This is a genomic window from Pseudomonas sp. DR48 (assembly GCF_019823085.1).
Classification (GTDB): Bacteria; Pseudomonadota; Gammaproteobacteria; order Pseudomonadales; family Pseudomonadaceae; genus Aquipseudomonas.
Map to the genome: position 1 here is coordinate 4962076 of NZ_CP081946.1, position 25431 is coordinate 4987506.

General features: G+C 56.9%; 25 protein-coding genes. 15 read left to right on the plus strand and 10 right to left on the minus strand.

Going from position 1 to position 25431, the window contains the following annotated elements:
- Positions 1-53 precede the first annotated feature (53 nt).
- Positions 54-947: a LysR family transcriptional regulator gene (locus K5K95_RS22600; RefSeq protein ID WP_222586184.1), complete on the plus strand. Its 894-nt coding sequence runs from the start codon at positions 54-56 to the stop codon at positions 945-947.
- Between the two features lie 160 nt (positions 948-1107).
- Complete coding sequence (locus tag K5K95_RS22605) at positions 1108-1923, plus strand: alpha/beta fold hydrolase (protein WP_222586185.1); 816 nt, start codon at positions 1108-1110, stop codon at positions 1921-1923.
- A 160-nt stretch (positions 1924-2083) separates the two neighbouring features.
- On the opposite strand, the gene K5K95_RS22610 is transcribed toward K5K95_RS22605, so the two are convergent.
- The gene (locus K5K95_RS22610) at positions 2084-3451 is read right to left on the minus strand and encodes an MFS family transporter (RefSeq protein WP_222586186.1); all 1368 of its coding nucleotides are present in this window, start codon (positions 3449-3451) and stop codon (positions 2084-2086) included.
- Between the two features lie 505 nt (positions 3452-3956).
- Between K5K95_RS22610 and K5K95_RS22615 the strand changes: the two genes are divergently transcribed.
- Positions 3957-4880: a LysR substrate-binding domain-containing protein gene (locus K5K95_RS22615; protein ID WP_222586187.1), complete on the plus strand. Its 924-nt coding sequence runs from the start codon at positions 3957-3959 to the stop codon at positions 4878-4880.
- 174 nt (positions 4881-5054) lie between these two features.
- On the plus strand, positions 5055-6164 hold the full coding sequence (locus K5K95_RS22620) for an MFS transporter (protein WP_222590394.1): 1110 nt from the start codon (positions 5055-5057) through the stop codon (positions 6162-6164).
- A 90-nt stretch (positions 6165-6254) separates the two neighbouring features.
- On the opposite strand, the gene K5K95_RS22625 is transcribed toward K5K95_RS22620, so the two are convergent.
- Entirely contained in the window at positions 6255-7133 is an 879-nt protein-coding gene (locus K5K95_RS22625) for a LysR family transcriptional regulator (RefSeq protein ID WP_222586188.1), read from the minus strand.
- Positions 7134-7283: 150 nt separating this feature from the next.
- On the opposite strand from K5K95_RS22625, the gene ripC reads away from it, so the two are divergent.
- Positions 7284-8120 carry an itaconate degradation C-C-lyase RipC gene (gene ripC, locus K5K95_RS22630; RefSeq protein ID WP_222586189.1) on the plus strand — a complete coding sequence of 279 codons (837 nt, stop codon included), beginning with the start codon at positions 7284-7286 and terminating at the stop codon, positions 8118-8120.
- 25 nt (positions 8121-8145) lie between these two features.
- Here the strand turns inward: ripC and K5K95_RS22635 are convergent, their stop codons facing one another.
- Positions 8146-9042, minus strand: coding sequence for a LysR substrate-binding domain-containing protein (locus tag K5K95_RS22635; protein ID WP_222586190.1), 897 nt, complete (start codon positions 9040-9042; stop codon positions 8146-8148).
- 162 nt (positions 9043-9204) lie between these two features.
- Between K5K95_RS22635 and K5K95_RS22640 the strand changes: the two genes are divergently transcribed.
- The 3 genes from K5K95_RS22640 (at position 9205) to K5K95_RS22650 (ending at position 12793) form a co-directional block, all read left to right on the plus strand.
- Complete coding sequence (locus K5K95_RS22640) at positions 9205-10371, plus strand: CaiB/BaiF CoA transferase family protein (protein WP_222586191.1); 1167 nt, start codon at positions 9205-9207, stop codon at positions 10369-10371.
- A complete protein-coding gene (locus K5K95_RS22645) occupies positions 10368-11207 on the plus strand; it encodes a MaoC family dehydratase N-terminal domain-containing protein (RefSeq protein WP_222586192.1) in 840 nt (279 codons plus the stop codon). Before K5K95_RS22640 ends, K5K95_RS22645 begins: the two co-directional genes overlap by 4 nt.
- 215 nt (positions 11208-11422) lie before the next feature.
- Positions 11423-12793 (plus strand): MFS family transporter, encoded by a 1371-nt coding sequence (locus K5K95_RS22650; RefSeq protein ID WP_222586193.1) that lies wholly within the window; start codon positions 11423-11425, stop codon positions 12791-12793.
- 127 nt (positions 12794-12920) lie between these two features.
- Here the strand turns inward: K5K95_RS22650 and K5K95_RS22655 are convergent, their stop codons facing one another.
- Positions 12921-13823: a LysR family transcriptional regulator gene (locus K5K95_RS22655; RefSeq protein ID WP_222586194.1), complete on the minus strand. Its 903-nt coding sequence runs from the start codon at positions 13821-13823 to the stop codon at positions 12921-12923.
- Between the two features lie 117 nt (positions 13824-13940).
- Between K5K95_RS22655 and K5K95_RS22660 the strand changes: the two genes are divergently transcribed.
- From K5K95_RS22660 to K5K95_RS22680, 6 genes are all read left to right on the plus strand, one after another.
- Complete coding sequence (locus K5K95_RS22660; RefSeq protein WP_222586195.1) at positions 13941-15131, plus strand: CaiB/BaiF CoA transferase family protein; 1191 nt, start codon at positions 13941-13943, stop codon at positions 15129-15131.
- A 14-nt stretch (positions 15132-15145) separates the two neighbouring features.
- Positions 15146-16114, plus strand: a complete 969-nt coding sequence (locus K5K95_RS22665) for a hydroxymethylglutaryl-CoA lyase (RefSeq protein ID WP_222586196.1) — start codon at positions 15146-15148, stop codon at positions 16112-16114.
- Complete coding sequence (locus tag K5K95_RS22670) at positions 16111-16506, plus strand: VOC family protein (RefSeq protein ID WP_222586197.1); 396 nt, start codon at positions 16111-16113, stop codon at positions 16504-16506. The genes K5K95_RS22665 and K5K95_RS22670 overlap by 4 nt, the downstream gene beginning before the upstream one ends.
- On the plus strand, positions 16503-17444 hold the full coding sequence (locus K5K95_RS22675; protein ID WP_222586198.1) for a D-2-hydroxyacid dehydrogenase: 942 nt from the start codon (positions 16503-16505) through the stop codon (positions 17442-17444). Before K5K95_RS22670 ends, K5K95_RS22675 begins: the two co-directional genes overlap by 4 nt.
- Positions 17445-17579 carry a hypothetical protein gene (locus K5K95_RS33220; RefSeq protein ID WP_261398036.1) on the plus strand — a complete coding sequence of 45 codons (135 nt, stop codon included), beginning with the start codon at positions 17445-17447 and terminating at the stop codon, positions 17577-17579.
- Positions 17580-17676: 97 nt separating this feature from the next.
- Positions 17677-19008, plus strand: coding sequence for a dicarboxylate/amino acid:cation symporter (locus K5K95_RS22680; RefSeq protein WP_261398037.1), 1332 nt, complete (start codon positions 17677-17679; stop codon positions 19006-19008).
- Between the two features lie 152 nt (positions 19009-19160).
- Here K5K95_RS22680 and K5K95_RS22685 read toward each other — a convergent pair whose 3' ends face one another.
- From K5K95_RS22685 to K5K95_RS22695, 3 genes are read right to left on the minus strand one after another with little or no spacing between them, the layout of a single operon-like run.
- Complete coding sequence (locus K5K95_RS22685; RefSeq protein WP_222586199.1) at positions 19161-20210, minus strand: NAD(P)-dependent alcohol dehydrogenase; 1050 nt, start codon at positions 20208-20210, stop codon at positions 19161-19163.
- 58 nt (positions 20211-20268) lie between these two features.
- Positions 20269-21105, minus strand: coding sequence for an SDR family oxidoreductase (locus K5K95_RS22690; RefSeq protein ID WP_222586200.1), 837 nt, complete (start codon positions 21103-21105; stop codon positions 20269-20271).
- Positions 21106-21126: 21 nt separating this feature from the next.
- Positions 21127-21531 carry a cupin domain-containing protein gene (locus K5K95_RS22695; RefSeq protein WP_222586201.1) on the minus strand — a complete coding sequence of 135 codons (405 nt, stop codon included), beginning with the start codon at positions 21529-21531 and terminating at the stop codon, positions 21127-21129.
- A gap of 98 nt (positions 21532-21629) precedes the next feature.
- Here K5K95_RS22695 and K5K95_RS22700 point away from each other — a divergent pair, with 98 nt between their 5' ends.
- On the plus strand, positions 21630-22523 hold the full coding sequence (locus K5K95_RS22700; protein WP_222586202.1) for a LysR family transcriptional regulator: 894 nt from the start codon (positions 21630-21632) through the stop codon (positions 22521-22523).
- On the opposite strand, the gene K5K95_RS22705 is transcribed toward K5K95_RS22700, so the two are convergent.
- The 3 genes from K5K95_RS22705 to K5K95_RS22715 form a co-directional block, all read right to left on the minus strand.
- A complete protein-coding gene (locus tag K5K95_RS22705; RefSeq protein WP_222586203.1) occupies positions 22520-23509 on the minus strand; it encodes an alpha/beta hydrolase in 990 nt (329 codons plus the stop codon). The genes K5K95_RS22700 and K5K95_RS22705 overlap by 4 nt on opposite strands.
- Positions 23509-23949: a tryptophan-rich sensory protein TspO gene (gene tspO / locus K5K95_RS22710; protein WP_222586204.1), complete on the minus strand. Its 441-nt coding sequence runs from the start codon at positions 23947-23949 to the stop codon at positions 23509-23511. The genes K5K95_RS22705 and tspO overlap by 1 nt, the downstream gene beginning before the upstream one ends.
- Before the next feature lie 497 nt (positions 23950-24446).
- On the minus strand, positions 24447-25424 hold the full coding sequence (locus K5K95_RS22715; RefSeq protein WP_222586205.1) for an aliphatic sulfonate ABC transporter substrate-binding protein: 978 nt from the start codon (positions 25422-25424) through the stop codon (positions 24447-24449).
- Positions 25425-25431: the final 7 nt, after the last annotated feature.

Here is a 25431-nt window from a genome sequence, read left to right on the forward strand (position 1 = left end):
AGGTATATTACTAATCACAGATGCCTTAGATACGTTAAACCTATGGATTAATCATGATCAATTTTCGACTGATTCGTCATCTCTGGTTGTTCCTGGCGGTGGCCGAAGAACAGAATTTCGGCCGTGCGGCCAAGCGTCTGGGCATGTCCCAGCCACCGCTGAGCGAGCAGATCCAGGTGCTGGAGCAGGCGCTCAAGGTCAAGCTGTTTGATCGCTCGCGACGCGGCGCGAAGCTGACCCCGGTGGGAGCGGCGATTCTGCCGGCCGTGCGCAAGTTCGCTGATCAATTGGAGCGCCTTGAACTCGCCGTGGAGGAGGCGGTGGCGGGGCAGTCCGGGATGTTGACTATCGGCGCGATTTCTACGGCGATGTTTGATGTCTTGCCCGATTTGATCGAGCAATTGAAAAATGATTACCCGCACCTCACGGTGTCCGTGCGGGAGATTGACAGCGTCGAAGCCATCCCGGCGCTGGAAGCCGGCGACATCGATCTGGCCTTCGCTCGTCTTGACGGCGACCTGGGACCCTCGATCAAATCGCTGCCGCTGACTCAGGACCGTCTGGTTGTGGCCCTGCCCAGCGATCACCCCTTGGCTGCGCGCACGCGAATCAGCCTGTCCAGCCTGGCTACTGAACCCTTGGTGATGTTTTCCCGAAAGGTCAGCCCGGTCTACTTTGACAACCTGATCGCGACCTGCCGCGCCAGCGGTTTTTCCCCGCGCGTGCTGCATGAAGTGCGCTCGGTCGCCTCGCAAATTGCCTTTGTCAGCTGCGGCCAGGGCATCGCACTGGTTCCGGCGTCGCTGAAAAAACTGGCGCCCGACAACGTGGTGTTTCGAGCGCTGAGCCAGAAGCTCAATGTCGTGACCACAGCGGTGGCCTGGAATGCAGATCGGCCCAACCCGCTGGTGACGGAACTGGTCGACCGGTTCCAGTCCAGAGCGTGAGTCGACCCACGCTCTGTGCATGAACGGGATCGATAGGTTTGGCGTATGAAAGCCTTCCCGTATCAGGAATTTACAGAAGGCTCGATTCCCCTTGTAATTGCGAGCTTGGCTGCCGGCAACCCAGGTTCGGCGCTACTTTTTCGCTCAAGGAGTCAACAACGTGTCCTCTCCAGAAACGTTCACTCATGTGCAACTCCCACTGACGGTGGAGGGTGTCCAACTGAACGTGGCCGCCATCCATCGCGACGGCGTCCTTGCGCCTATCGTGTTCCTGCATGGTTTTGGTTCGACCAAGGAGGACTATGCCGACATCGTGCAGCAGCCCGCATTTGCCGGTCACCCTTTCGTGGCGTACGACGCACCGGGTTGTGGTGAAAGCCAGTGCAATGACCTTTCCAGGATTTCCATTGCCTTTCTGCTGCAGACGGCATTGCAGGTGCTGGCGCATTTCGGCATCGAACGCTTCCATCTGGTCGGCCATTCCATGGGCGGACTGACTGCATTGATGCTGGCCCATCAGTTTCCGGACCGAGTGCTCAGCTTCGTTGATATCGAAGGCAATATCGCCCCGGAAGACTGTTTTCTCAGCCGGCAGATCGTTGACTATCCGAGCGACGATCCCGAGGCGTTTTTCGCCGCCTTCATCGAACGTGCCCGGCACGCACCGGCGTACGCCAGCGCACTCTATTCCGCGAGCTTGCGGCACAAGGTGCGTGCCGGTGCGGTACGGGGGATTTTCCAGTCCATGGTCGATCTCTCCGATAACGCTGACCTGATGGGCAAATTCCTCGGGTTGAAGTGCCCGCGAATGTTCATGTACGGCGAACAGAACGCGTCGTTGTCCTACTTGCCACACATCCAGGCTGAAGGAGTGCAGTTGGCACCTATTGCCGGTTGCGGGCATTTCCCGATGTATTCCAACCCGATCGCAATGTGGCGACAGATTGCTGATTTCCAGACTGGTATCGTGAAGTGATGCAAAAAAGGTCAGTTTGGTAATGCTAGCCAGAACCTGTGGGAGCGAGCCTGCTCGCGATGTCGGAGTGTCAGTCAACATAGATATTGACTGCTAAACCGCTATCGCGAGCAGGCTCGCTCCCACATGGGTTGCACCCGTGGAGCCCTTTTAATCAAAACTACACGCTGGCAGCGTGGGGTTTTACGCAACCCTTCAAACCGGTGCGCTCTTCAATTTCACCCGAGCCGCTGATGTACCCGTAGCGAGACAGATTGGGCATCAGCATCGCGGCGATGAACGTGACGGTCACTACTGCGGCGACATAGAAGAAGAAATATTCCTCGATGCCTTGAGACCGGAGCGACAAGGCGACGTATTCGGCAGTGCCGCCGAACGCCGCATTGCCGACGGCATATGGAAAACCCACGCCCAAAGCGCGTACTGCTGGCGGAAACAGTTCGGCTTTGACGATCCCGGCAACCGGAGTGTAGAGCGACGCGATGGCTAGCCCGCCAAACACCAACAGGAACGCCGTAAACGGATTACTGACCGACTGCAGCAAATAGAGCAGGGGGATCACCAGCACCATGGCCAACCCGGAAAACATCAGCATGTGCGTCTTTATTCCGATGCGGTCGGCGAGCAAGCCAAACAGCGGCTGACAGAGCATGAAACCAATCAGCGCCGCCGTCATGATGAAGCTGACCGTTTCCGGGCTGAAACCGGCGGAGATCACCAGGAACTTCTGCATGTAGGTGGTGAAGGTGTAAAAATACAGCGAACCGCCGATGGTGAAAGCCACCACGAGGGCGACCGCGCGTTTGTGCTTGAACATGCCGCGCAGCGAGCCGGCATCTTTACGGTTCATGTCCTTTTTGGTGGCGGTTTCATGCATTGCGCGGCGCAGATACACCACCACGATCGAGCTCAGCGCGCCGATGAAGAACGGTATCCTCCAACCCCATTCGCGCAACTCATCGCCCGTCAGGGTTTGCTGGAGAATGACCACGGTCATCAAGGCCAGCAGTTGGCCGGCGATGATGGTGAAGTATTGAAACGACCCATAGAAACACCGACGACCCGGTGTGGCGATTTCGCTGATGTAGGTGGCGCCGGTGCCGTATTCCGCGCCGACGGACAGGCCCTGAATCAGCCTGGCAACCACCAGCAGAATTGGCGCGGCTACCCCTATGGTTGCGTAGGTGGGCATGACGGCGATCAACAGCGAGCCAGCACACATCATGAACACCGAGATAATCATCGAGACCTTGCGACCGCGAGTATCGGCAATCCAGCCGAAAATCCAGCCGCCGAGCGGGCGCATGAAAAAGCCGACGGCGAAGACCCCGGCGGTTGCGAGCAACTGGCTGGTGGTATCGCCTTTGGGGAAAAACGAAGCGGCAAAGTAGATGGCGGTGTACGCGTAAATGAAAAAATCGTACCACTCCACCAAATTGCCCGAGCAGGCACCCATGATGGCTCTGACGCGATTCAGGCTTTTAATGTTTACAGTGTGGTTTGTTGAGTCGCTGGTTGATGCGGACATGTTGTTCACCCTTTTTTCAAGGCGAGACGATACGAGGCGCACGCTGATGCGTGTCCGACGTTGCTAGCTCGATGGGTTGATGTGCTTAACGCAGTGCGCGTGGCCTTTTGATGACCAAGGCACAGGAAGAGGGGGGATGCAGGCGAGAAGTCAGCTGTTCGCTGACGGTGTGAGGAGGGTCGGTCAGGTAGCGAGAAAGGTAGTCAATCATGGCGCAAGCCCTCGAATCTTATTTTTGTAGTCAGTCGATCACTCTTGGCGTCGACGTTGATTGCACGCTACCGCAGAGTGAGAAGGGTAATAAGCCGTCAGCCAGGCCTAACTGATATACCGAAATTCTATAGCTTGCCTTGCAGCCCCTGCGCTCAGAGGGATACAGCCGGGTCGAATGCCACACGGCGCCATAAGACGTAGACCCTGCGGCATTCCAGGAAATGCCAATGCGTTTACACTCACCCTACGTTCGACGCATTTCGCGCCGAGCCCGACTTTGACTGGCCTGGTAATGGATGTCGTTCAACTCAAAACCCTGATTCATGTGGCCGAGCTGGGCAGTCTCAGCAAGGCCTCCGACCGGCTGCACATCGCACAACCGGCACTTAGCCGGCAAATTCGATTGCTGGAAAAGGAGCTTGGCACCTACCTCTTTGATCGGCATGGGCGAGGCATGGAAATTACCGATGCCGGCCGCGAAGTGCTGGCGCATGCCACCCGAATCATGGAAGAAATGGAGTCCATTCGAAGTTCTGTGTCGGGCGCGAAGACCTCTTTTCGGGGCACGGTCATCATCGGTACAACGCCGACGGTGGCGGAAATTGTCACCGTTCCTCTGGTGCGCAAAATCAAAGAGGCGCATCCGAATCTCGCTGTCAGGTTTTCCTCAGCCTTTAGCGGCTACTTGCTCGATTGGGTTCAGCGCGGCGAATTGGAACTGGCGATTTCTTACGATCCCCAACCCCTGCATACGCTGCGAATCGTGCCGGTGATGATGGAAAATCTGCTATTGGTCGGCCCCGCCAGCGCCAACCTGCGGCTTGATACGCCGGTGTCATTCGAGTCTTTGGCTGAGCAGCCATTGGTATTGCCAAGCGCTCGACACAGCCTTCGCGTGATTCTGGATGATTGTGCGCGCGAAGTCGGGATCAAGCTCAAGACCAGCGTCGAGGCCGACTCCTTCGGCGCGATGATAGCCCTGGTCTGTAACGGCTTTGGTTTGACCGCGCTACCTCTGGCATCGATTTACACGCAAATCGAATCTGGCGCGCTCAGTGCCGCTCCCTTGGTCGATCCGGTTCCCATGCGCAAACTGGTTCAGGTCTTTCCTGCCGACAGGCGAGTCAGTCCGGCCGCCAAGTTTGTCGGCGATGCCTTCATCGAAATTGCTGCCGACCTGGTCAATCGCAAGATTTGGGCTGGGCACATGCTTTGAGCCAACGGCCAAAGCCCCTCCGCGAAAGCCGTCCATCCTTGACCCAACCTGAAGCGCCTGCTTACCCGTAGTTGCGTAGCTACCCACGACTTCCATTCTTTTCTCACCACTGATGACACTGCTTTGAACCATCAAACGCGACTGCCCGGCGTATTTGGCATTTTTATATTGGGGATGCTGCAAGTTCTGGTCTGGGGAGGTTCGTTCTTCCTCATGGCCGTTATGGCCGATCCGATCATGAGGGAGACTGGTTGGGCCAGCCAATGGGTGTATGGCGCGCTGTCGCTGAGCATTCTGGTTTCCGCGATGCTGGCGCCATTGACCAGCCGGCTTATTGCCCGCTACGGCGGCCGCCCTATCCTGGCCAGTAGCGGCCTGGGCGTCGCCATCGGGTTGTTTCTGATGGCCAGTTCGACCTCGTTACCGATGTTTCTTTTGTCTTGGGCAGTGATTGGCGTCGGTATGGCGCTGGGGCTGTATGAAGCGCTATTCGCCACTTTAGGTTCTCTATACGGGGAGCGGGCGGGCAGTGTGATTACCGGCATCACGCTTATTTCCGGGTTGGCGACAACGCTGTCATGGCCAGCGGTTGCACTGGTTATCGAGCACGTTGGCTGGCGCACGACGTGCGTGGCTTATGGGGTGTTATTGGTCATTGCCGTGGCACCGCTTTATCTCTGGGTGCTGGCGCGGGGGGCGGGGCTACTCGTAAAAAGCCATGCCATGAGTGATGAAAGCCTCTCAATCGACCGGCGGATCTACCTGCTGCTCACACTGATTTTTGCGCTGGGAGCAGTGATCATGACGGCGATGTCTGTCCAGCTGATTTCATTGTTGCAGGGGCAGGGCTACTCACTTGCAGCCGCCATCGGACTGAGCGCCTTGCTGGGTCCGAGTCAGGTAGGCTCACGTGTCCTACAAGTGTTTTCGCGAAAGCGACACCCGATCTGGACGACGTTGATCTCCGTGGTATTTGTGGCGATCGGTCTGTTGCTGGTGACCATAGCGCCGGCAATGACGGCGGTGGGGCTGGTGACCTACGGCGCGGGTAATGGTTTGCGGGCGATTGTTCGAGGCCTGCTGCCGCTGGCCCTGATGTCGCCCACCCATTATGTGTTGCTGATGGGGCGCATGGCTCGGCCTTCGCTCATTGGACAAGCCTTGACCCCGCTCGCTGGTGGCTACCTATTGCAGACCTGGGGCGCTGGCGGTGTACTTGCGGGCTTGAGTTCGTTGGCCGTGTTGAATGTGCTTTTGGTGTTTTTGCTCATTCGGTTGGTGTGAAAAAACTGATCTCTTCACGACAATTTTTTAGATCTTCACAATGGCCGCTTTCGAAAGCAGTCGACTTCCATACCGGCGGAAAGTGTGTAGTTAACTGACTGCACAATTTACAAAGTTCTGCAGGAAAATCGAGTTGTCACTGCGACGCCAGGCGAGTGTAAGTCGGGCAACAGGGGATACATCATTTATCTCTTTGAAAACCACCCCTGCGGCATGCACTTGCTGCATCGAAGCCGGTACAAGCGAAACTCCCAGTTCTGCCGCTACCAAATGTACGACAGAGGCCAGTTGTGGAGCGCTTTGTCCCAGGATCGGGTCAAAACCAGCATCGCGGCAAGCAGCGATAACTGTGTCGAATAAGGTGGGTCCTACTTCCCTGGGATAGAGAATGAACGGGTCCTTACTGAGATCTTTCAGGTTCAATTTCTTCTGGCGTGCAGCCACATGACATTTTGGCAGAACCGCGAGCAATGGTTCCTCCGAGAGAGTTCGCATCGTCAGATGATCAGCTTCAGCTACTCCAGGGCGTATAAAAACCGCGTCCAAGTCGCCTTCATTAATGCCTGCCATCAATCGAATGGTATTGCTTTCCTCCAGGGTCAAATCAACATCCGGGTATGCCCGCCGAAAATTACGAATCGCCGCAGCCACGACCGGATTGAAACTTGCGGAGGCAGTGAAACCTATGCGCAGCGCCCCTAACTCGCCCCGAGCGGCTCGTTGAGCCGCATGCGTTGCTCGTTCTACCTGAGCCGGTATATTTCGAACCAGGTCATGAAACGCATGCCCAGCCGCAGTCAATTCTGCGCCTTGCGGAATACGGTGAAATAACCGGGTGCCCACCTCACGCTCCAGGTCGCGGATCTGCAAGCTCAATGGAGGTTGTCCGATGCCGATTTTCTGAGCAGCACGGGTGAAATTCTGCTCTTGAGCGACGGCTAGAAAGTAGCGGATGTGACGTAATTCCATAGGTAATAGCTCCATAGGTATTTGTAAAACATATGAAGATCGACAGTTCCATACAATAGTCCATTGGGATTTGTCTAGCTATTGTGGTTCACGCGCCGGCAAGGATCACAGCACGCCTTGCGGCACCTTCACCCCCCTCTGGAGTAGAAAATGTCCGTACGTATGCGCAGTGCTCTTTTCACCCCGGCAACACACCCGGAACGTTTCGCCAAAGCCGAGGAGGTGGGCGCCGATCTTTTGATCATTGATCTGGAAGACGCGATAGCGCCTAAAGACAAAAAAAGTGCTCGTGCTACTGCTTTCACCACACTCAATGCTGCCAAGGAAACGCGATTCCCTTGCATTATTCGTATCAACGGGCTGGATACGTCTGCAGGGCTTTGTGACGTGCTTGAACTGTTGGCAAGTCCGGTTCAGCCTGAATTTCTGCTACTTCCCAAAACCGAATCCGTTGCACATTTGCAGATAGTGGACCGTCTGCTCAGTGAAAAAGGTCTGAGCACTCGTTTGATCGGATTGATCGAAAGCGCGGTAGGGCTCAAGGCGGTGGCAGACATCGCTCATGCGACGCCCCGACTCGCCGCACTCATGTTCGGGGCTGCGGATCTGGCGGCGGATCTAGGCTGTGGACCCTTTGCAGCGAATCTCACCTTCGCACGTGTATCGCTTGTGAGCGCGTGCGCGACAGCGGCTATCGCTGCTATCGATTCTCCTTTTTTCGATATTCGCGATTCGGCCGGGCTCGAGCGGGCAGCGCTCCAGGCTGCCGACATGGGGTTTGCTGGTAAAGCGGCGATCCACCCGAGTCAGATTGCTGCCATCAATCAGGCGTTCACACCGACCGCTGATGAGATCATCGCAGCGCGGGCCATTTTGATTGAAAACTGTCGGGGCGCCGGGCAAGTGAACGGGGTCATGGTCGATGAGGCCGTCGCTCGCCAAGCCCGCCGGGTGCTGGCCCGCGCAGGCCAAACCACTGAACTGTAGGAGCCGGGAAACCTGCTCCCATGCGCTATCGGGCATTTCCGGGCTGACAAAGAATCTCTATCAGGTGATCTCGCAACACATTCTTTTCACGCGGGTTGCGCTGTACGCACACTCGTAAATCACGCTTGGCCCATCCCTCTACAAGATCGATAACCTGAAGGCGATCCAGGTCTGCTGGCTCTAACGCTGAGCGTGGGGCGATGCCGATACCGGCTCCCGATGAGACCAGGCGAGCAATCGCTCGAAATCCGGAGACCTGGACGCGCACATCCAATCGCCCGCCAAGGGCGCTGGCGTGATTCATCAAAAAGGTATGCAGTGCCGCACCCGATTGAAGGCTGATAAATGGGAGCCCCAGGCATTCGGAAAAACTAACCGAATGCTGGTTGTCAAACCGACCGTTCAACGGCGCTAACAGGACTAATTGGTCCTGCCGGTAGGGTAGAAACTCAAGATCTGGATGATCGGACTCCAGCGCTACCACTCCGATGTCGGCACGGCCTGAGGACACGGCTGAAATAATGTCATGGCTCAATCGCTCCTCAAGAGTGATGCGGACATTGGGGTGCTTGGAGAAAAAGCGCGCCAGGTCATCCGGCAAATATGAGCTGATGGCATTGTTGTTGGCAAAAAAGGTCACGTGGCCGATCAAGCCATTGGCGAAGGGTTGCAAGTCAGTAGTCATCTGCTCCAACTGAGCCATGCAGCGTCTCGCATGTTCGACCAGCACATGACCCGCCGGGGTCAAACCCACACCCCTGGCCTGGCGCAGCAGCAAGGGTGTCCCGAGGCTGGCTTCAAGCCCTTTTATGCGCAAACTGACTGAGGAGGGAGCGAGATTACAGCGCTCGGCACCCCGCGACAGATTGCTTTCCTCTGCGACGGCCAGGAAGACCTTCAGGTCGATCAAGTCGTACATCATTGCGTTAGTCTCCGGCGAAATCATGAGGATCTTGTCTAATTTAACCTCTCGTAAGTCCAGTAGTGTTTGTATTTTACAAACGTTGTCTTCGTAAAAGCTCGCTGCTCCCCTGACCGTGATTTGCCCATACTTGTGCACGCAAACTGTCAATGGGAGAACCTGATGTCCACTACAAAACCTTTAAAAGGCATTACCGTCGTTTCCATCGAACAGGCGTTGGCCGCGCCGTTGTGCACCTGTCGTTTGGCAGAGATGGGCGCGCGGGTGATCAAGGTCGAGCGCGCAGAAGGTGACTTTGCCCGGGGCTATGACGACGCCGCTAAAGGTCACTCTTCGTATTTCCTGTGGACCAACCGCGGCAAGGAATCGCTGGTCCTGGATTTCAAGAATGCTGACGACGCGATGCTGCTGAAACGGATCATTGCCAGCGCCGATGTCTTTGTTCAAAACCTGGCGCCCGGTGCCCTTGCTCGCGCAGGATTTGACAGCTCGGAACTGCGGGCACTAAATCCACAATTGATCACCTGCGATATCAGTGGCTACGGTACTGAGGGGCCTGCCAGTGGTTTGAAAGCGTATGACCTGTTGGTCCAATGCGAAAGCGGTCTGGCCGGCATCAGCGGTTCACCTGAAGGCTACGGCCGGATCGGCGTTTCGATTTGCGATATCGGGGCAGGTTTGAATGCTGCGATTGGCGTGCTTTCTGCGCTGCAATTACGTGAAAGAACCGGGCAGGGCACTGGAATTTCCGTCTCGTTGTTCGATGGTGCGGCGGACTGGATGACTATTCCCTACCTGCACGCGATTTATGGCAATGGAGCCCCAACACGCCAGGGGCTGCGCCACCCTTCAATTGCTCCATATGGTGCTTATACCACTGGCGATCAGCGAGACATCGTGATCAGCATTCAGAACGAACGCGAATGGCAGCAGTTCTCTAACCTGTTCCTTGAGGGCACTGGTGCATCTACTGATCCTCGTTTTGCATCCAACACAGAGCGCGTCCGTAACCGAGACGCGCTGGACGCGCTCATCAGTGCGTCTTTCACCACCCTGAGCGCCGAGCAGGCGATCCACAAACTGGGTCAGGCCAATACCGCTTTTGGTCAGGTGCGCTCCGTCGCCGAGATGGCAGAACATCCAGGCCTTCGGAAATGGCCGATGGCAGTAGAGACCGGTGAAGTCGAGATGATTGCTCCTCCGGTACGCGCTCCTTGGGACGATCAACGATTCGAAAAGGCCCCTCTCCTGGGCGAACACAGTGATCGCTTGCGCGAAGAATTCCGGGCGACAGCAATGCAGAACAAACAAGAGGGGATCCCTGCATGAGCACTATTGACCTTCAACACCTTCGGCAATGGATCGGCAAGACCCATGTCGACCACGATGTTCTGTCTTCACGCCATGCTCGTTTGATGGCCGCAACGCTGGGCATCCCACAAAGCGATTTGGTTTCGGGTTATCCATTGCCGCCATTGTGGCACTGGTTGTATTTCCTTGACGGGCTGCCACCTGAAGAGTTGGGGCGTGATGGTCACCCCGCGCGAGGAGGCTTCTTGCCTCCCGTGCCGTTGCCCAATCGTATGTGGGCCGGTGGACAGCTTGAATTCAAGAAAGCGCTGCCGCTGGATGGCAGCGTCGAGAAACGCTCCAGCATTGTTTCGATCGAGCACAAGCAAGGTCGTAGCGGCGAGCTGGTGTTTGTCACCGTATTGCATGAGATTTTGCATGCTGGCGAAGTTGCCATTTCCGAACACCACGACATCGTCTACAAGGAGGCAACTCCAGTCGACTCAAATAAACCTTTCGCCGCTATGCCGCAAGCCACTCATTCCTATGAATGGCTGCCTACCTCGACCACGTTGTTTCGCTATTCAGCACTGACGTTCAATGGTCATCGTATTCACTATGACGCTGATTACTGCCGAGGTGTTGAACGTTACGCGAGTCAAGTAATACATGGTCCGCTGAACGCGACTCTGCTGGCAGGCTATGCCGAACGTATCGCGGGAAAGTCAGTAAAACTCTTTAATTACCGAGGTGTTCGTCCTGCCTTGCTGGGAATGACGCTAATATTAAATGCTGTTCATGAAGGTGATGACTTGCTGTTATGGGTCAGTTTGCCTGACGGTTCAGTTTCAATGCAGGCGCGCGCCAGTTTTTGAGTCTGTATTACAGTGAGAAATGCACTATGAAGACACATCAAGACTTTTGCCGTTTCGGTTGAGGTAGCCTTTTCCCTGAATAATTTTTATTAATTGATTAGATGATCGATCTGACAGTCTGTGCGATTGGCGTTTGTCTTCGCGTGGACTGATGTTGGGCTGGTGGTTTAGCGCATAAACGCGTCAACAGATTATTTCTGCTCGTGGAGATTGAAATGATAATAATAAGTAATACTGATAACAGTGCTGTCAAGCGTCCTCCCATTACAAATAAAGCACGGGTTCGAGCAATACTTGGAGCTTGCTCGGGCAATTTGGTTGAATGGTATGATTTTTTCATCTATGCCTATACTTCTATCTATTTTGCTTCGTTGTTTTTTCCTGCAGGAGATCAAAATAGTCAACTGTTAGCGACAGCGGGAATTTTTGCTGTCGGCTTTTTTATGCGCCCCCTCGGTGGTTGGATATTTGGTTATATTGCGGATACGCGCGGTCGAAAAATCTCAATGATCATTTCGATTTTCATGATGTGCGGTGGGTCTTTGATGATCGCGATCATGCCAACGTATGAATCGATTGGTGTCGCGGCACCCATCCTGTTGGTTGTAGCCAGGCTGATGCAGGGACTTTCAGTGGGCGCGGAGTACGGAACGGGTGCCACCTACATCAGTGAAATGTCGACTGCCGGGAGCCGATCATTTTTCGGTTCATTCCAATACTCCACCATTATTGCAGGCCAGCTACTTGCGCTGCTGACGGTTGCTGTTCTTCAGCACGTATTACTTCCGGAAGATTTGAAAGCCTGGGGTTGGAGAATTCCATTTTTCATCGGAGCAATTAGCGCCCTTGTGGTCGTGTTTCTACGTCGATCGATGACCGAAACGGCTTCAGTAAAAGAAATGAAGAGTAAGGAGGCCGGATCTATTCGTGCGTTGTTAAAGCATAAGCGGGCCGTAATTTTAACGGTGGCTATCACCATGGGATGTTCGCTGTACTACTATACGTTCACATCGTATATGCAGAAATACCTGGTACTGTCAGTCGGGATGGATGCGGGGACGGTAAGTTTTATCATGACGTCTGCCTTGGTGTGCTTCATGATTTGTCAGCCATTTTTCGGCATGTTGGCAGACCGTATGGGCGTGAAAAAAAGCATGATGATATTTGGTGGTTTGGCAACCGTGTTGGTTGTGCCAATTTTAACCACGTTAAAGACTGTATCGAGTCCGTATGCGGCCTTTGCGCTAATTATGTCTGGTCTTCTTATTGCTGCATTTTATACGCCCGTCACAGGCGTACTTAAAGCGGATCTTTATCCGGCCTCGGTCAGGGCGCTGGGCGTTGGTCTGCCTTATGCGATCGGCAATGCATTGTGTGGCGGCACCGCGGAATACGTCGCATTGATGCTTAAGTCGATGGGTGTTGAAAGTTACTTTTTCTATTATGTGGCGGCGTTGGTATGTGTAACGTTTATTGCTTCGTTATTAATGCCTGATTTGCGTAAGCACGGGTATCTGGATGGCACTGGAACTGTCGAGGACAATTTCGTGAGGTCGCCTGCATACGGTCGTAGTGCGCACTCGTAAATTATACGTGAGGTAACTATTGCGCTTTTGCCACTGTCGCATGTGCCACGCATACATGAGGCAGTGGTTTTTTTATGATTTTGATACCCGTAACCCAAGTGCACGGACAGGGATATTTACGCCGCTGTCAGCCATGCACGCTGCTCAGATACTCAAACAACTTGGCCGCTTCCGGCGCCAGTTGAGCCTGACTCGCAACCCCCACGAACAATGTTCGATCAGCCCAGTCATCACTCAAGTCGACAGCCATAAGACGGGAGCCAAGTAATTCGGCACGCACGGATGACAACGGCAAAATTCCGATACCCAAGCCTGCTTCGATCATGCGACAGATGCCGTCGAAGCTGCTGACCTGGATCCGGACCTTGAGAATCTTGCCCGCACTGACGGCGGCATCGGTGATTCTGCGCAGCAACGAGCTGCCTTGGTTGAGCCCCACATAATCAAAGCCAAGCGTGTCGGCAAAGGACACGCGGCGCTCCTTGGCCAGTTCATGGCTGACTGGCACGAGTAGCACCAGTCGATCATCACGATAGGGCAGTTTGTACAAGCCCTCAGCCGGCACGTTATCGGCAAATATGCCGATGTCGGCACGCCCGTTTTCCACGGCTTGAATAATCGGTTCGCTGAGCGCTTCTTCCAGCCCGATACGCACGTTCGGGTTGGCGCGCAGGAATGACGCGAGGTCATCCGGCAGAAACTGCACGACGGCGGAAGTGTTGGCGAACAACCGCACATGCCCGCGCACCCCGACCGCGTAATCACTGGCGTCGCACGCCATACGGTTCACGCCTTCCAGAATCGTTCTGGCATGTTCAACGATCCCTTGTCCCGCCGCGGTCAGTTCGAGTCCCCTTGGCAGGCGCACGAACAGTGGGCATTGGGTCGTTCGTTCCAGCTCGGCTAACCGCTTGCTGGCCGCCGAGACTGTCATGTTGGCCTTTTCGGCGGCACGGGTCAGGTTGCCGGATTCGGCGGCGAAGATCAGCAGGCGTAAGGACAGCAGATCGAAATGCAGGGGATTGATCATCAAAGGGATCCAAGGTTTTCCATTCTGGAAAGAGTAGTGGCGAAATATGAAATTTTCATCTGCCCGGTTTGTGTCGATTATCCATGTCACAAGTACTCAACAAGAACGGGAAACGTCATGAGATTACCTCTGCAAGGTGTCAAGGTCGTGGAGCTCGGTCAACTGATTGCCGGGCCATTTGCGGCGAAAATGCTCGGTGAATTTGGCGCCGACGTGATCAAGATCGAGCCTCCGGTCACCGGTGACCCATTGCGCAAATGGCGCTTGCTGCACGACGGTACTTCCGTCTGGTGGGCTGCACAATCGCGTAACAAACGCTCGCTGACCCTAGATTTACGCCAGAGTGAAGCCCAACAGGTCGTGCGCCAGTTGCTGGCCGATGCGGATGTGCTGATCGAGAATTTTCGCCCAGGCACCCTGGAAACCTGGGGGCTCGGTTGGGACACACTGCACGCCCTTAACCCAAAACTCATCATGCTCCGGGTGTCCGGTTACGGCCAGACCGGGCCTTACCGTGACCGTCCCGGTTTTGGCGTGATCGGTGAAGCCATGGGCGGCTTGCGTCATCTTTCTGGTGAGCCGGGGCGCACGCCGGTCAGGGTGGGTGTTTCCATTGGCGACTCGTTGTCGGCCTTGCACGGGGTGATCGGGATTCTGCTTGCCCTGCGTCATCGCGAGCAGAACGGTGGTGACGGCCAGCAGATCGATGTGGCGCTGTACGAGTCGGTGTTCAACATGATGGAAAGCCTGTTGCCCGAATACTCGGTGTTCAACGTCGTTCGTGAGCCTGCCGGCAGCAGTTTGCCGGGTATCGCGCCGACCAATGCCTATCGCTGCCGGGACGGCGGTTTTGCCTTGATCGCCGGCAATGGCGACAGCATCTATCAGCGTCTGATGGAGGTGATTGGTCGTTGGGATCTGGGGGCTGATCCCGAGCTTGCGCAAAACCATGGTCGAGTGTTGCAGGTTGAGCGCATCGATGCCGCGATCTCGGAATGGACCGCGCGGCTCACCCTCGACGAAGTCTTGTCGATCCTGACCGAAGCGCGCATCCCGGCCGGCAAGATTTACAACGCTGCCGACATTGCCCAGGACCCGCATTACCGGGCACGCGACATGTTGCTCGACAGTCAATTGGACGACGGCACGCCAGTGACCTTGCCCGGCATCGTCCCCAAGCTGGGCACGACCCCTGGCAACGTGACTCGTTCGGCGCCGACGCTAGGCCAGCATACCGCCGAGATTCTGGGCGAACTCGGCATCGACGCTGAACAGCAAGCCGACTGGCGTCAGCGCGGCATCATTTGAACCGGAGAATGAACATGCAACGTCTTTTCTTGCAGGAAGTCGCCACGCGTGACGGCTTTCAGAATGAAGCGCGCTTTATCGAAACCGTCGACAAGATCGCGATGATCGATGCCCTCAGCCAGTGTGGTTTTGCCAAGATCGAGGTCACCTCGTTCACCTCGCCCAAGGCCATTACCGCGCTGCGCGATGCCGAGGCGGTGATGCAGGGCATCCAGCGCAATCCTGCGGTGGAATACACCGTGCTGGTGCCTAACGTGCGCGGTGCCGAACGTGCCTTGGCGTGCAACATCGATGAAGCCAACCTGGTGATGTCGGTCAGCGAACCGCACAACCGTTCCAACTTGCGCATGAGCCGCGAGCAATCATTTGCCCAGCTCAGGGAAGTGGTCAGCGTCATCGGCCAGGGGCCGGTCGCGATCAATGTGTCGTTGTCGACGGTGTTCGGCTGCCCGATGCAGGGTGATGTAGCGGTGGGGGAGGTGTTGCATTGGGTCGAGCGGTTTGCCGATCTGGGGGCTCGCGGCGTGACCTTGTGCGACACCACGGGCATGGCGTATCCGAGTCAGGTCGAGGCACTGTCCCGGGCAGTTCGTGAGCGCTTTCCGGCGTTGCAGCTGACCCTGCACTTTCACAATACCCGCGGCATGGCCCTGGCCAATGCTTTGGCGGCGATTGAGGCAGGGGTCGATCGTTTCGATTCGTCCCTTGGTGGCCTGGGCGGTTGCCCTTATGCGCCAGGGGCCAGCGGCAATGTGTGCACCGAAGACCTGTTGCACATGCTGCAGTTGATGGGATTCAACACCGGGGTCGATCTGGATCGGGTGCTGGCGGTCGCCGCGCAGTTGCCGGGCCTGATCGGTCACGAGATTCCCAGCCAGATTCTCAAGGCCGGTAAACGCCTGGACCTGCACCCGATACCCGCCCATGTCGCCAGCCTGGAAAAACAAGTGCCGTCGGCTCGAGCCCAGGAGTTGCAGCCATGATCGAGCATCTCGACCATTTGGTGCTGACCACCATCGACCCCGTGGCGGCCGAGGATTTTTACGTGCGTGTCATGGGCATGCAGGTGCAAACCTTCGCCGGTGGACGCAAGGCGTTTGCTTTCGGACAGCAGAAAATCAATCTGCACGTACGTGGCCATGAGTTTGATCCCAAGGCGCACTTGCCGGTGCCCGGAGCGCTGGACCTGTGTTTTATCGCCTCCATCCCCCTGGACCGGGTGATTGCTCACCTGGCCCGTGTCGACTGGCCAATCATTGAAGGCCCGGTATTGCGCACGGGTGCCACCGGGCCGATTCGTTCAGTGTATGTGCGTGATCCGGACCTGAACCTGATCGAGATTTCCGAAGTCGTCCAGCGGGAGTGTGCAGCATGAAAGTAGTATTCCTCGACAGCGACAGCCTGCCCGTGAGCATTGCTCGCCCGGCCTGGGTCACGGACTGGCAGGACCGCCCCGACACGACGCCAGACCAAGTGGTGGATGCCGCCCGGGACGCCGATGCGGTGATCACCAACAAGGTGCGCATTGGCCGGGCCGAACTTGAGCAATTGCCGAACCTGCGATTCATCTGTGTCGCGGCCACCGGTTACGACTGCATTGATCTGGCGGCTTGCCGTGATTTTGCCGTGACGGTGTGTAATGTCCCGGCCTACTCGGCGCAAAGCGTCGCCGAGTCGGTGATCGCCTCTATCTTCGCCCTGCGTCGACAGTTGTTCGTCTATCAGGCGGCTGCGCTGCGGGACTGGCCTGACTCGCGACATTTTTGTGTGCATCGCTCACCCATTCAAGATGTTCAGGGCAGCGTGCTGGGCATTGTCGGCCGTGGCGGTATCGGCTTGGCCACGGCGCGACTTGCAAGCGCCTTGGGCATGCAGTTGCTGTTTGCCGAACACCGAGGCGTGGTCCCGGTGCGCAAGGGCTACCAGGCCTTTGAAACGGTGTTGGCGCAAAGCGATGTGATTTCTCTGCATTGTCCGCTGACCGAGCATACCCGACACCTGATCGATGCTTCAGCACTGGCACAGATGAAACCCGGCGCCTTGCTGATCAATACCGCGCGCGGGCCGTTGGTGGATGAGGTTGCGGTGCTCGATGCGCTGGACAGCGGCCGCCTAGGTGGCGCGGCCCTCGATGTGCTGTGCCAGGAACCACCTCCCGCCGACCACCCATTGCTCTGCAGCCGACACGCCAACCTGATCGTCACTCCTCACGTGGCCTGGGCCAGTCAGAGCAGCTTGCAACGGCTGGCCGACGGCATCCTGGGCAACCTGCAGGGTTACCACTCGGGGAACTTGATCAACGTCGTGTCGTAAATGCTTCAGCACCCAACAAGAAGGTCCACTCATGAAAACAATAACAATCAAACCGAGGCGATGGGCATGTACCTGGAGCACCTGCGTGATCCCGATCTCAACCTGATCGAGATTTCCGAGTACATCCAGCAGTAATCATTCCCCTGAAACAATCTTTCCCCGGCGATCGGTCGCGCACCGGTAGGGCAATCGGCTGCCTGGGGAAACGCATCACGCCTGCGAGGAAGCCATCATGACAACAACAATTACACCCTCGATTGCCGAAAAAAAACCGAACCATTCACGACTGCGCCGAGTGTTGCGTCATCTGTATGTGCAGGTGCTGCTGGCGATTGTGCTGGGCATTATCTTTGGTCATTTCTACCCCGGCCTCGGCGAAGAAATGAAGCCGCTGGGCGACACGTTCATCAAGCTGATCAAGATGCTGATCGCGCCGATCATCTTCTGCACCGTGGTCAGCGGCATTGCGAGCATGCAGAGTCTCAAGCGCATCGGTCGGGTCGGCTTCAAGTCGCTGCTGTACTTCGAAGTGCTGACCACGCTGGCGCTGGTCGTCGGTTTGATCGGCGTCAACCTGATGCAACCTGGCTCAGGCATGCATATCAACCCGGCGACACTCGACGTCCATGCCGTTGACAGCTACAGCAAGCTGGCCCACGAACAGAGTGTGGTGGGGTTTCTCACCCATATTGTGCCCAGCACCGTGTTTGGCGCCTTTGCCGAGGGCGATATTCTTCAGGTGCTGTTCATTTCCATCCTGTTTGCCTTCGCCTTGCAGATGCTCGGTGCCGCCGGCAAACCGTTGCTGAACCTGATCGATCTGGTGGCCCAGGCATTTTTCCGCATGGTCAAGATCGTGATGTATGTCTCGCCACTGGGAGCTTTCGGTGGCATGGCCTTTACCATCGGCAAGTATGGAGTGGGTTCGTTGGGCGCCTATGGCAGCTTGCTGATTTGCTATTACGTGACCGCACTGTTTTTTGTATTCGTGATCCTCAACCTGGTCGCGCGTCTGGCCGGTTTCAGCCTGTGGCAATTTCTGAAGTACATCCGTGATGAGCTGTTTCTGGTGCTGGGCACCTCATCTTCGGAGTCGGCACTGCCTCGGCTGATGGGCAAGCTGGAGCGTCTGGGCTGCGAGAAGTCAGTGGTGGGGCTGGTGGTGCCGTCGGGCTACTGCTTCAACCTCGATGGCAGCTGCATCAACATGACGGTGCTGGCCATTTTCATCGCCCAGGCGCTGGATATCCCCCTCGACCTGTGGCACCAGATCACCTTGTTGTTGATTCTTTTGCTGACCTCCAAGGGCGCGGCCAGTGTCACCGGCGGTGCATTCATTACCCTGGCGGCGACGCTTGGCAGTCTGGATGTCATTCCGGCGGCGGGGCTGGTGTTGGTACTTGGGGTCTACCGGTTTATTTCCGAAGGCGGGGCGTTGATCAACGTTATCGGCAACGGTGTCGCCACCTTGTTTATTGCCAAGTGGGAAGGGGCTCTGGACGAAGAGAAGATGGCGGCCGAATTACACAGCGGTTGTGCCCGTGAACCAGAGACACAGCCCTGAACGAGTTGTCGCAAGACAGCCCCAAGACCGCCCGGTCCACGAAAGCCGCGCGGTTTTGGGTTTTTGAATCAACGAGGTTCTGAGGGCTGACATTCCCTTCGCCCAGCCAACGTAGAACGCGGGGAGGGCGGTGGTCCTCCGTTCAACAGCCTCTATTCCTCAGCGAGTGATGCCATATCGATGACGAAGCGATAACGCACATCGGCTTTTTCCATGCGCTCAAAAGCGTGGTTGATCTCATCCATGCGGATCATTTCGCAGTCAGGCAGGATGTTTTTCTCGGCGCAGAAATCGAGCATTTCCTGGGTTTCTTTAATACCGCCAATCGGCGAACCGGCGATGCGACGGCGCCCCAGCAGCATCGGCACGGAACTGTGTTCAGCCATCGGCCCGACCTGGCCAACCAGCACCAACGTGCTGTCGATATCCAGCAGCGAGACGTAAGGATCGACGCTGTGCTTCACCGGAATGGTGTCGATGATCAGGTCAAAGCTCGATTGAGCCTTGGTCATCGCGTCCCTGTCGGTTGAGAGCAGGAAGTGGTCGGCACCCAGTGCCAGGGCGTCGGCCTTCTTGTCAGCGGAGCGGCTCAGTACGGTGACGTTGGCACCCATGCCGTGGGCCAGCTTGACCGCCATATGACCCAGGCCACCCAGTCCGATGACCGCGACGCGACTGCCCGGCACGACGTTCCAGGTGCGCAGCGGCGAGTAGGTGGTAATGCCCGCGCAGAGCAGGGGAGCGACTTTCGCCAGGTCCAGTGTCTGCGGCACGCGCAAGACGAACTCTTCGCGCACCACCAGATGCTTGGAATAACCGCCGTAGGTGTTTTCCTTGGTCACCCGGTCTCGACCGTTATAGGTGTTGGTATTGCCTTCGCGGCACAACTGCTCTTCGCCCTTGCGGCACTGGTCGCACGCCATGCAACTGTCCACCATGCAGCCGACGGCAACGGTGTCGCCGACTTTGTAGCGGCTCACATCGGCACCGACGGAGGTGACGCGGCCGACGATTTCATGGCCTGGCAACGCCGGGTAAACCGTCCAGCCCCAATCGTTGCGTGCGGTGTGCAGGTCCGAATGGCAGACGCCACAGTAAAGAACCTCCATGGCGACATCGTTTGGTCGCAGGGCGCGACGATTGAATACAAACGGGGCCATTGGGGATTCGGCGGTCAGCGCTGCGTAGCCTACGGTCTTCATGGCAAGTCCTTGAAATATGGGAATGGGAGTAGAGCTGTTTTGATCGAAAGGGAGCGTCTTACTGAGGCGCCAGGTCGCCATACCAGTAGGCAGCGGTGACGCCGCCATCCATGAGAAAGTCGCTGCCGGTAATGAAGGTTCCTTCAGGCCCCATCAGTAACGCCGCGACAGCACCGACTTCATCGGGTGTACCGCCACGGCCGGCGGCGCTGAGGTTGATCATGCGGCGGTAGCCTTCGCCACGCGGACCGTTCAATTCGTCTCTGGCCAGCGGGGTGAAGATGATGCCCGGACTGATGGTATTGACCCGTGCTCCACGCTTGCCCCAGCGCAGGGCTTCGGCCATCACCCGCAGGGAATTACCGCGTTTGGAGAGCTGATAGGCGTTCAATGGATCCGTCACCTTGTCGGCCTGAAGCATCGGCAGCGCCAGCAAGTCCTCGACGGGGGTGGTGGCCAGCGCTTTGTTCTGCTCCGGCGTCAGTGCGGGCAGGCGATGGCCCGATTGCGAGGCGATGACTATTGCTGAGCCACCCTCGGCAATCACATTGCCAAACGCTTCCAGCACCAATGCCGTGCCATAAAGGTCCACTCGCAGGATAGTCGCTACCGGCGCTTGCGAAGGTGAAACTCCCGCAGCATGGATCACGCCGGTGACATCCCCGATGGCGGTTGCGATTCGAACCAGTGCCTCGACCGATTCGCGCGAAGAAACGTCGACGACGGCTGTGGTGACCTCGAAGCCGGCGTCGAGCAGCACTTTGGCCGCTGAATCGGCGTTCTCCTGACGCAGGTCGGCCAGCACGACATGTTTACCCGCGCTGACGCGGCGGGCAATCGCATGACCAATCGAACCCGCTCCGATGACGACTGTGACGTTGCTAGGGTTTTTCATGAAGACCTCGTGTGAACTCGATCATGATTCCTGGGCGTATTGTTGGTCACTGACCTGTTCCATCCAGTCGACCACTTTGCCGTCCAGTACTTCGGCAATGGCGATATGAGTCATTGCGGTGGTGGCGGTCGCGCCATGCCAGTGTTTGACATTAGGCGCAATCCACACGGTGTCACCTGGTTTGATTGAACGGACCGGTTGCCCCAGTTCCTGAACCAGGCCGGATCCCGCCGTGATGATCAAGGTCTGGCCGAGCGGATGAGTGTGCCAGGCAGTGCGAGCCCCTGGTTCAAAGGTCACGGTGGCGCCGCTGACCCGAGCCTCTTCTGTCCCCTTGAACGGCGCGTCGACACGAACAGTGCCCGTAAAGTAATCGGCTGGCCCCTTGGCAGATGGCTGCGACCCGTTTGGGTGAATGACGAGCATGAATTTTTCCCTCTACGGTTGAGATCTAAAATCTATCAGCTCCTCATTAATATAATTAGCCGCTAGAATCCGAAAATACTTATGTGAGGCGCTCATCAATGCTCAGGGAAAACGCCAGTGATCTGCTTGCCTTCCTCGCTGTCGCGAAGGAGCGAAGCTTCACCAAAGCGGCTGCCAGACTCGGAGTGTCCCAATCAGCCTTGAGCCACACTATTCGTGGCTTGGAAGCGCGGCTGGGCCTGCGTTTGTTGACGCATACCACGCGCAGCGTTTCGCCCACCGAGGCAGGCGAACGTTTGATGAGAAGGGTGGGGCCCCATTTTGAGGAAATCGAAATGGAGCTGGCGGGCTTGAGTGATCTGCGCGATACCCCCGCTGGCAATATCCGTATCAACGCGATGGACCATGTGCTGGACCAGATCATTCGGCCTGTGCTGAAAGACTTCCTTCCCAAGTACCCGGACATCTCGGTGGAAGTCTGCTGCGACTACAGCTTCGTTGACATCGCCGCACAAGGCTTTGATGCCGGGGTCCGGTTGGGCGAGGACGTGGCGGACGGCATGATCGCCACGCGTATCGGACCGGATATGCGTATGGCGGTGGTGGGGTCTCCTGGCTACTTTGCCAACCGTGAATTACCCACGACGCCACGGGCCCTCACGGATCACTTGTGCAATAACCTGCGGTTACCCACCAATGGCGGTCTGTATGCCTGGGAGTTCGCCAAAGACGGCGAACGTCTCAATGTTCGTGTGACAGGCCAAGTGACCTACAACGGTGTTTACCAGTTGTTGGAAGCGGCGCTGGACGGATTCGGATTAAGCTACGTTCCCCATGACCTGGTCGCGCCTCACCTCGAAGCGGGGCGCCTGATCCAAGTGCTGGAAGACTGGTCGCCATGGTTTGCCGGGTTTCATCTCTACTACCCGAGTCGACGTCAGGCGTCGCCTGCGTTTGCGTTGCTGGTGGAGGCGTTACGTTACAAAAGCTAATCCTTACCACGTCCGACTTGAGCGGTTATCCACTCACGACTGTGCGCAAGCACACTGGCTGCAACAGCGGTCGGAAAATGAATAAATCCGTGTGGCGAAGACGGCAACACATGCCTCTCGACGGGCGCTGATTTCATCCACCGATCGGCTAATTCCAGTGTGTCGTCTCGCAGGGGATCCAGCTCACCGGCAAACATCAGTGCAGGCGGGAAATCGGTAAAGTCGCCGTATAGCGGTGACAACGGTGGCTGGCGGCGTTGCTCGTCACTCAAGCCCGGCGTCAGCATGCGAAATGCTTCGACCATACCAGGGCCGTCCAACAGCAGTGTTTCAGGGGGCGCGGCGCGGACGCTCGGCGTTCCGGTCAAATCGTAGACGCCGTAATACAACAGCGCACCGTTCACACGTTGCAGCAAGCCTGGCCATTGCTTCAGCGCCAGCAACGTCGCCACCGCAAGGTGAGCCCCTGCCGATTCACCCACGACGATAACGGGCAGACCGGCAAACTCCCTGGAGTCATCATTGAGCACCCAGCGAGCGGCGCTAAGGCAGTCTTCCATCAGGCCTTCAACCGGAGTCGATACGGCAAGCCGGTAATCGACCGAGACGACCGTAACGTTGCACACATTCACCATGGCAACGTTGAAGTCGTCATTCATCTGCGCGTTGCCGATTACCCATCCGCCGCCATGGAAATCAAGCACCACGCCCTTGGCCTTGCCTTTCGGCCTGATGATTCGTACGGGCACTGGAACGCCGCCGACACCAATCACCTTTCTTTCAGCTTTGAGCCCGTGCTTGAGCAATTTACCCGCACTGCCGATTTGACTGACGCTCAGCAGCGCCTGGATCACACGGGGCGTGATGCGATTGCGGATTCGAAAGCGCGGCATCAAGGCGAGCTTCTTGTTGAAGCTGCGCACTTGCTCCCACTCCTGCTCGGTGGCAGGCCAGGGCGCTTCAGGACCTGCTTCGAAATTCGTCATCAGCGATTCTTGAACAAGATGGAAAAATTCAACGCTGCGGCTACACACAGCCACGCCAGGTAAGGAAACAGAATCAAGCCCGTGATCACGTCAAGCTGCAACGCCATCACCACCATTGCCGCGACCACCAGCCAAAGCACTATCAGGATCACCATGCCGGCGAGAACGTGGTGCGCGCCGAAGAACACCGGTGTCCACAGCGTGTTCAGCGCGATCTGCGCGGCCCATAACGCCAGTACCACTTGGCTTCCTGGTATCAGGGTCAACCGATATCCAGCCCAGGCAAGCAACAGATAGATCACAGTCCAGGCGACCGGAAACATCCAGTTGGGTGGTGTGAAGCTCGGTTTGACGAGCGATTCGTACCATGGGCCCGGTTTGAACAGGAAGCCGGTGCTCGCCGCCGCAGCGCAGGCCAGAAGTAAAATAAAAAAGGTCATCGCGTGTCCTTGGCTGATGTCAGCTGTCTGGGGTTACAAAGCCGTGTAGGCAGTATTAAGAAGGACGCTTGGGAACGCGAAAAGTTTGGTTGAGGAATGAGACGCCTGCTTGATATTTGCCTCGGATGTCGTCGTCGCCGTTGCTGCCGGTCGTCATTGCTCTGGTTTGGCGCTGACTCACACAGAGTCGGGGGGCTACGAGGACCGTTTATCTCCTTTCGCACGTGTCTGGGTGTTTCTGACCTCCACCAGCGTCTTCGCTTATCCAGCCATGTCGCATTTCATGGCGTGAGCTTCTGGCACTGGGTCGGCGTGACTCCATGGATGACGATGAACCGTTCAACATGACCTTTTTGGCTTTGCGTGGTTGCGCTCAATGTAACGCTGTGAGTCGATTGCATGGGCCGGTCAGCCGCTCTCAGGTCATGAAAATGGATGCGCCTTAACCTGAGCCAAGGCGATCGAGTGTGCTGCACATGGACAGCTGCGCAATAGCTTCACGGCCTCCAGATTTCAACGTCTTTCGCATCAACAGCCGAGGGCAACAAGCCGGCAGCAAAGAACGCATCGGCGATTTTCTGCTGTTCACCCAGTTGATCGATTGCTACCGGCTGCACTTGATAGCTGCGATGGGCGTTGGCGCTTTCGACGACGTCCACCCCCAGGTTGCCCCACAGCGGGCTCAGTACTTGAGCGGCATCACGGGGGTTGGTTTTGATCCAGCTACCGGTTTTGTACAGCTGGTCGTAAACCACCTTGAGCACTTGCGGGTGCTGTTGGGCATAGTTGGTGCTGGTCAGGTAATAGCGTTTATAGCTGGCCAATCCCTGGCCGTCCGCCAGAGTGCGGGTCGGCAGCTGCCGTTGCGCGCTGGTGAGGAAGGGTTCCCAGGTGACCCATGCGTCGACCTTGTTGTTCTCGAAGGCTGCGCGACCGTCGGCGGGCGACAGGTAGGCCGGTTGTATGTCAGAGAACTTCAGACCCGCCTTGTTCAGGGCGGCGATCAACAAATAGTGGGAACCGGCCGCTTTGGTCACGGCCACTGTCTTGCCTTTCAGATCCGACAGTTGCTGCAGTGACGAATCCTTGTGCACGACGATCGCCTGGGCTGAAGGTGAGGGCGCTTCCTGGGCGAAGTAGGTCAACTTGGCCTGTGCGGCCTGCGCGAAAATCGGCACGGTGTCTGCCACGTCGGCACTGATGTCGACATTGCCAACGTTGAGTGCTTCCAGCAGTGGCAGGCCACTTGGAAATTCATGCCAGCTGACATCGATGTTCTGTTGCGCGAGGGCTTTGTCCAGACTGCCTTGAGTCTTCAACAGGGTGATCAGGGTCGATGATTTCTGGTATCCGATCCGCAACGTTTCCCGGGCCTGGGACGGCAGGGCAAAGGATAAAGCGGCTAGCGCGACAAACAGGCCTGTCAGCAGGGGGCGATGAAAGATTGATTGAGCATTTCGGGTGGACTTCGACATGGCACGC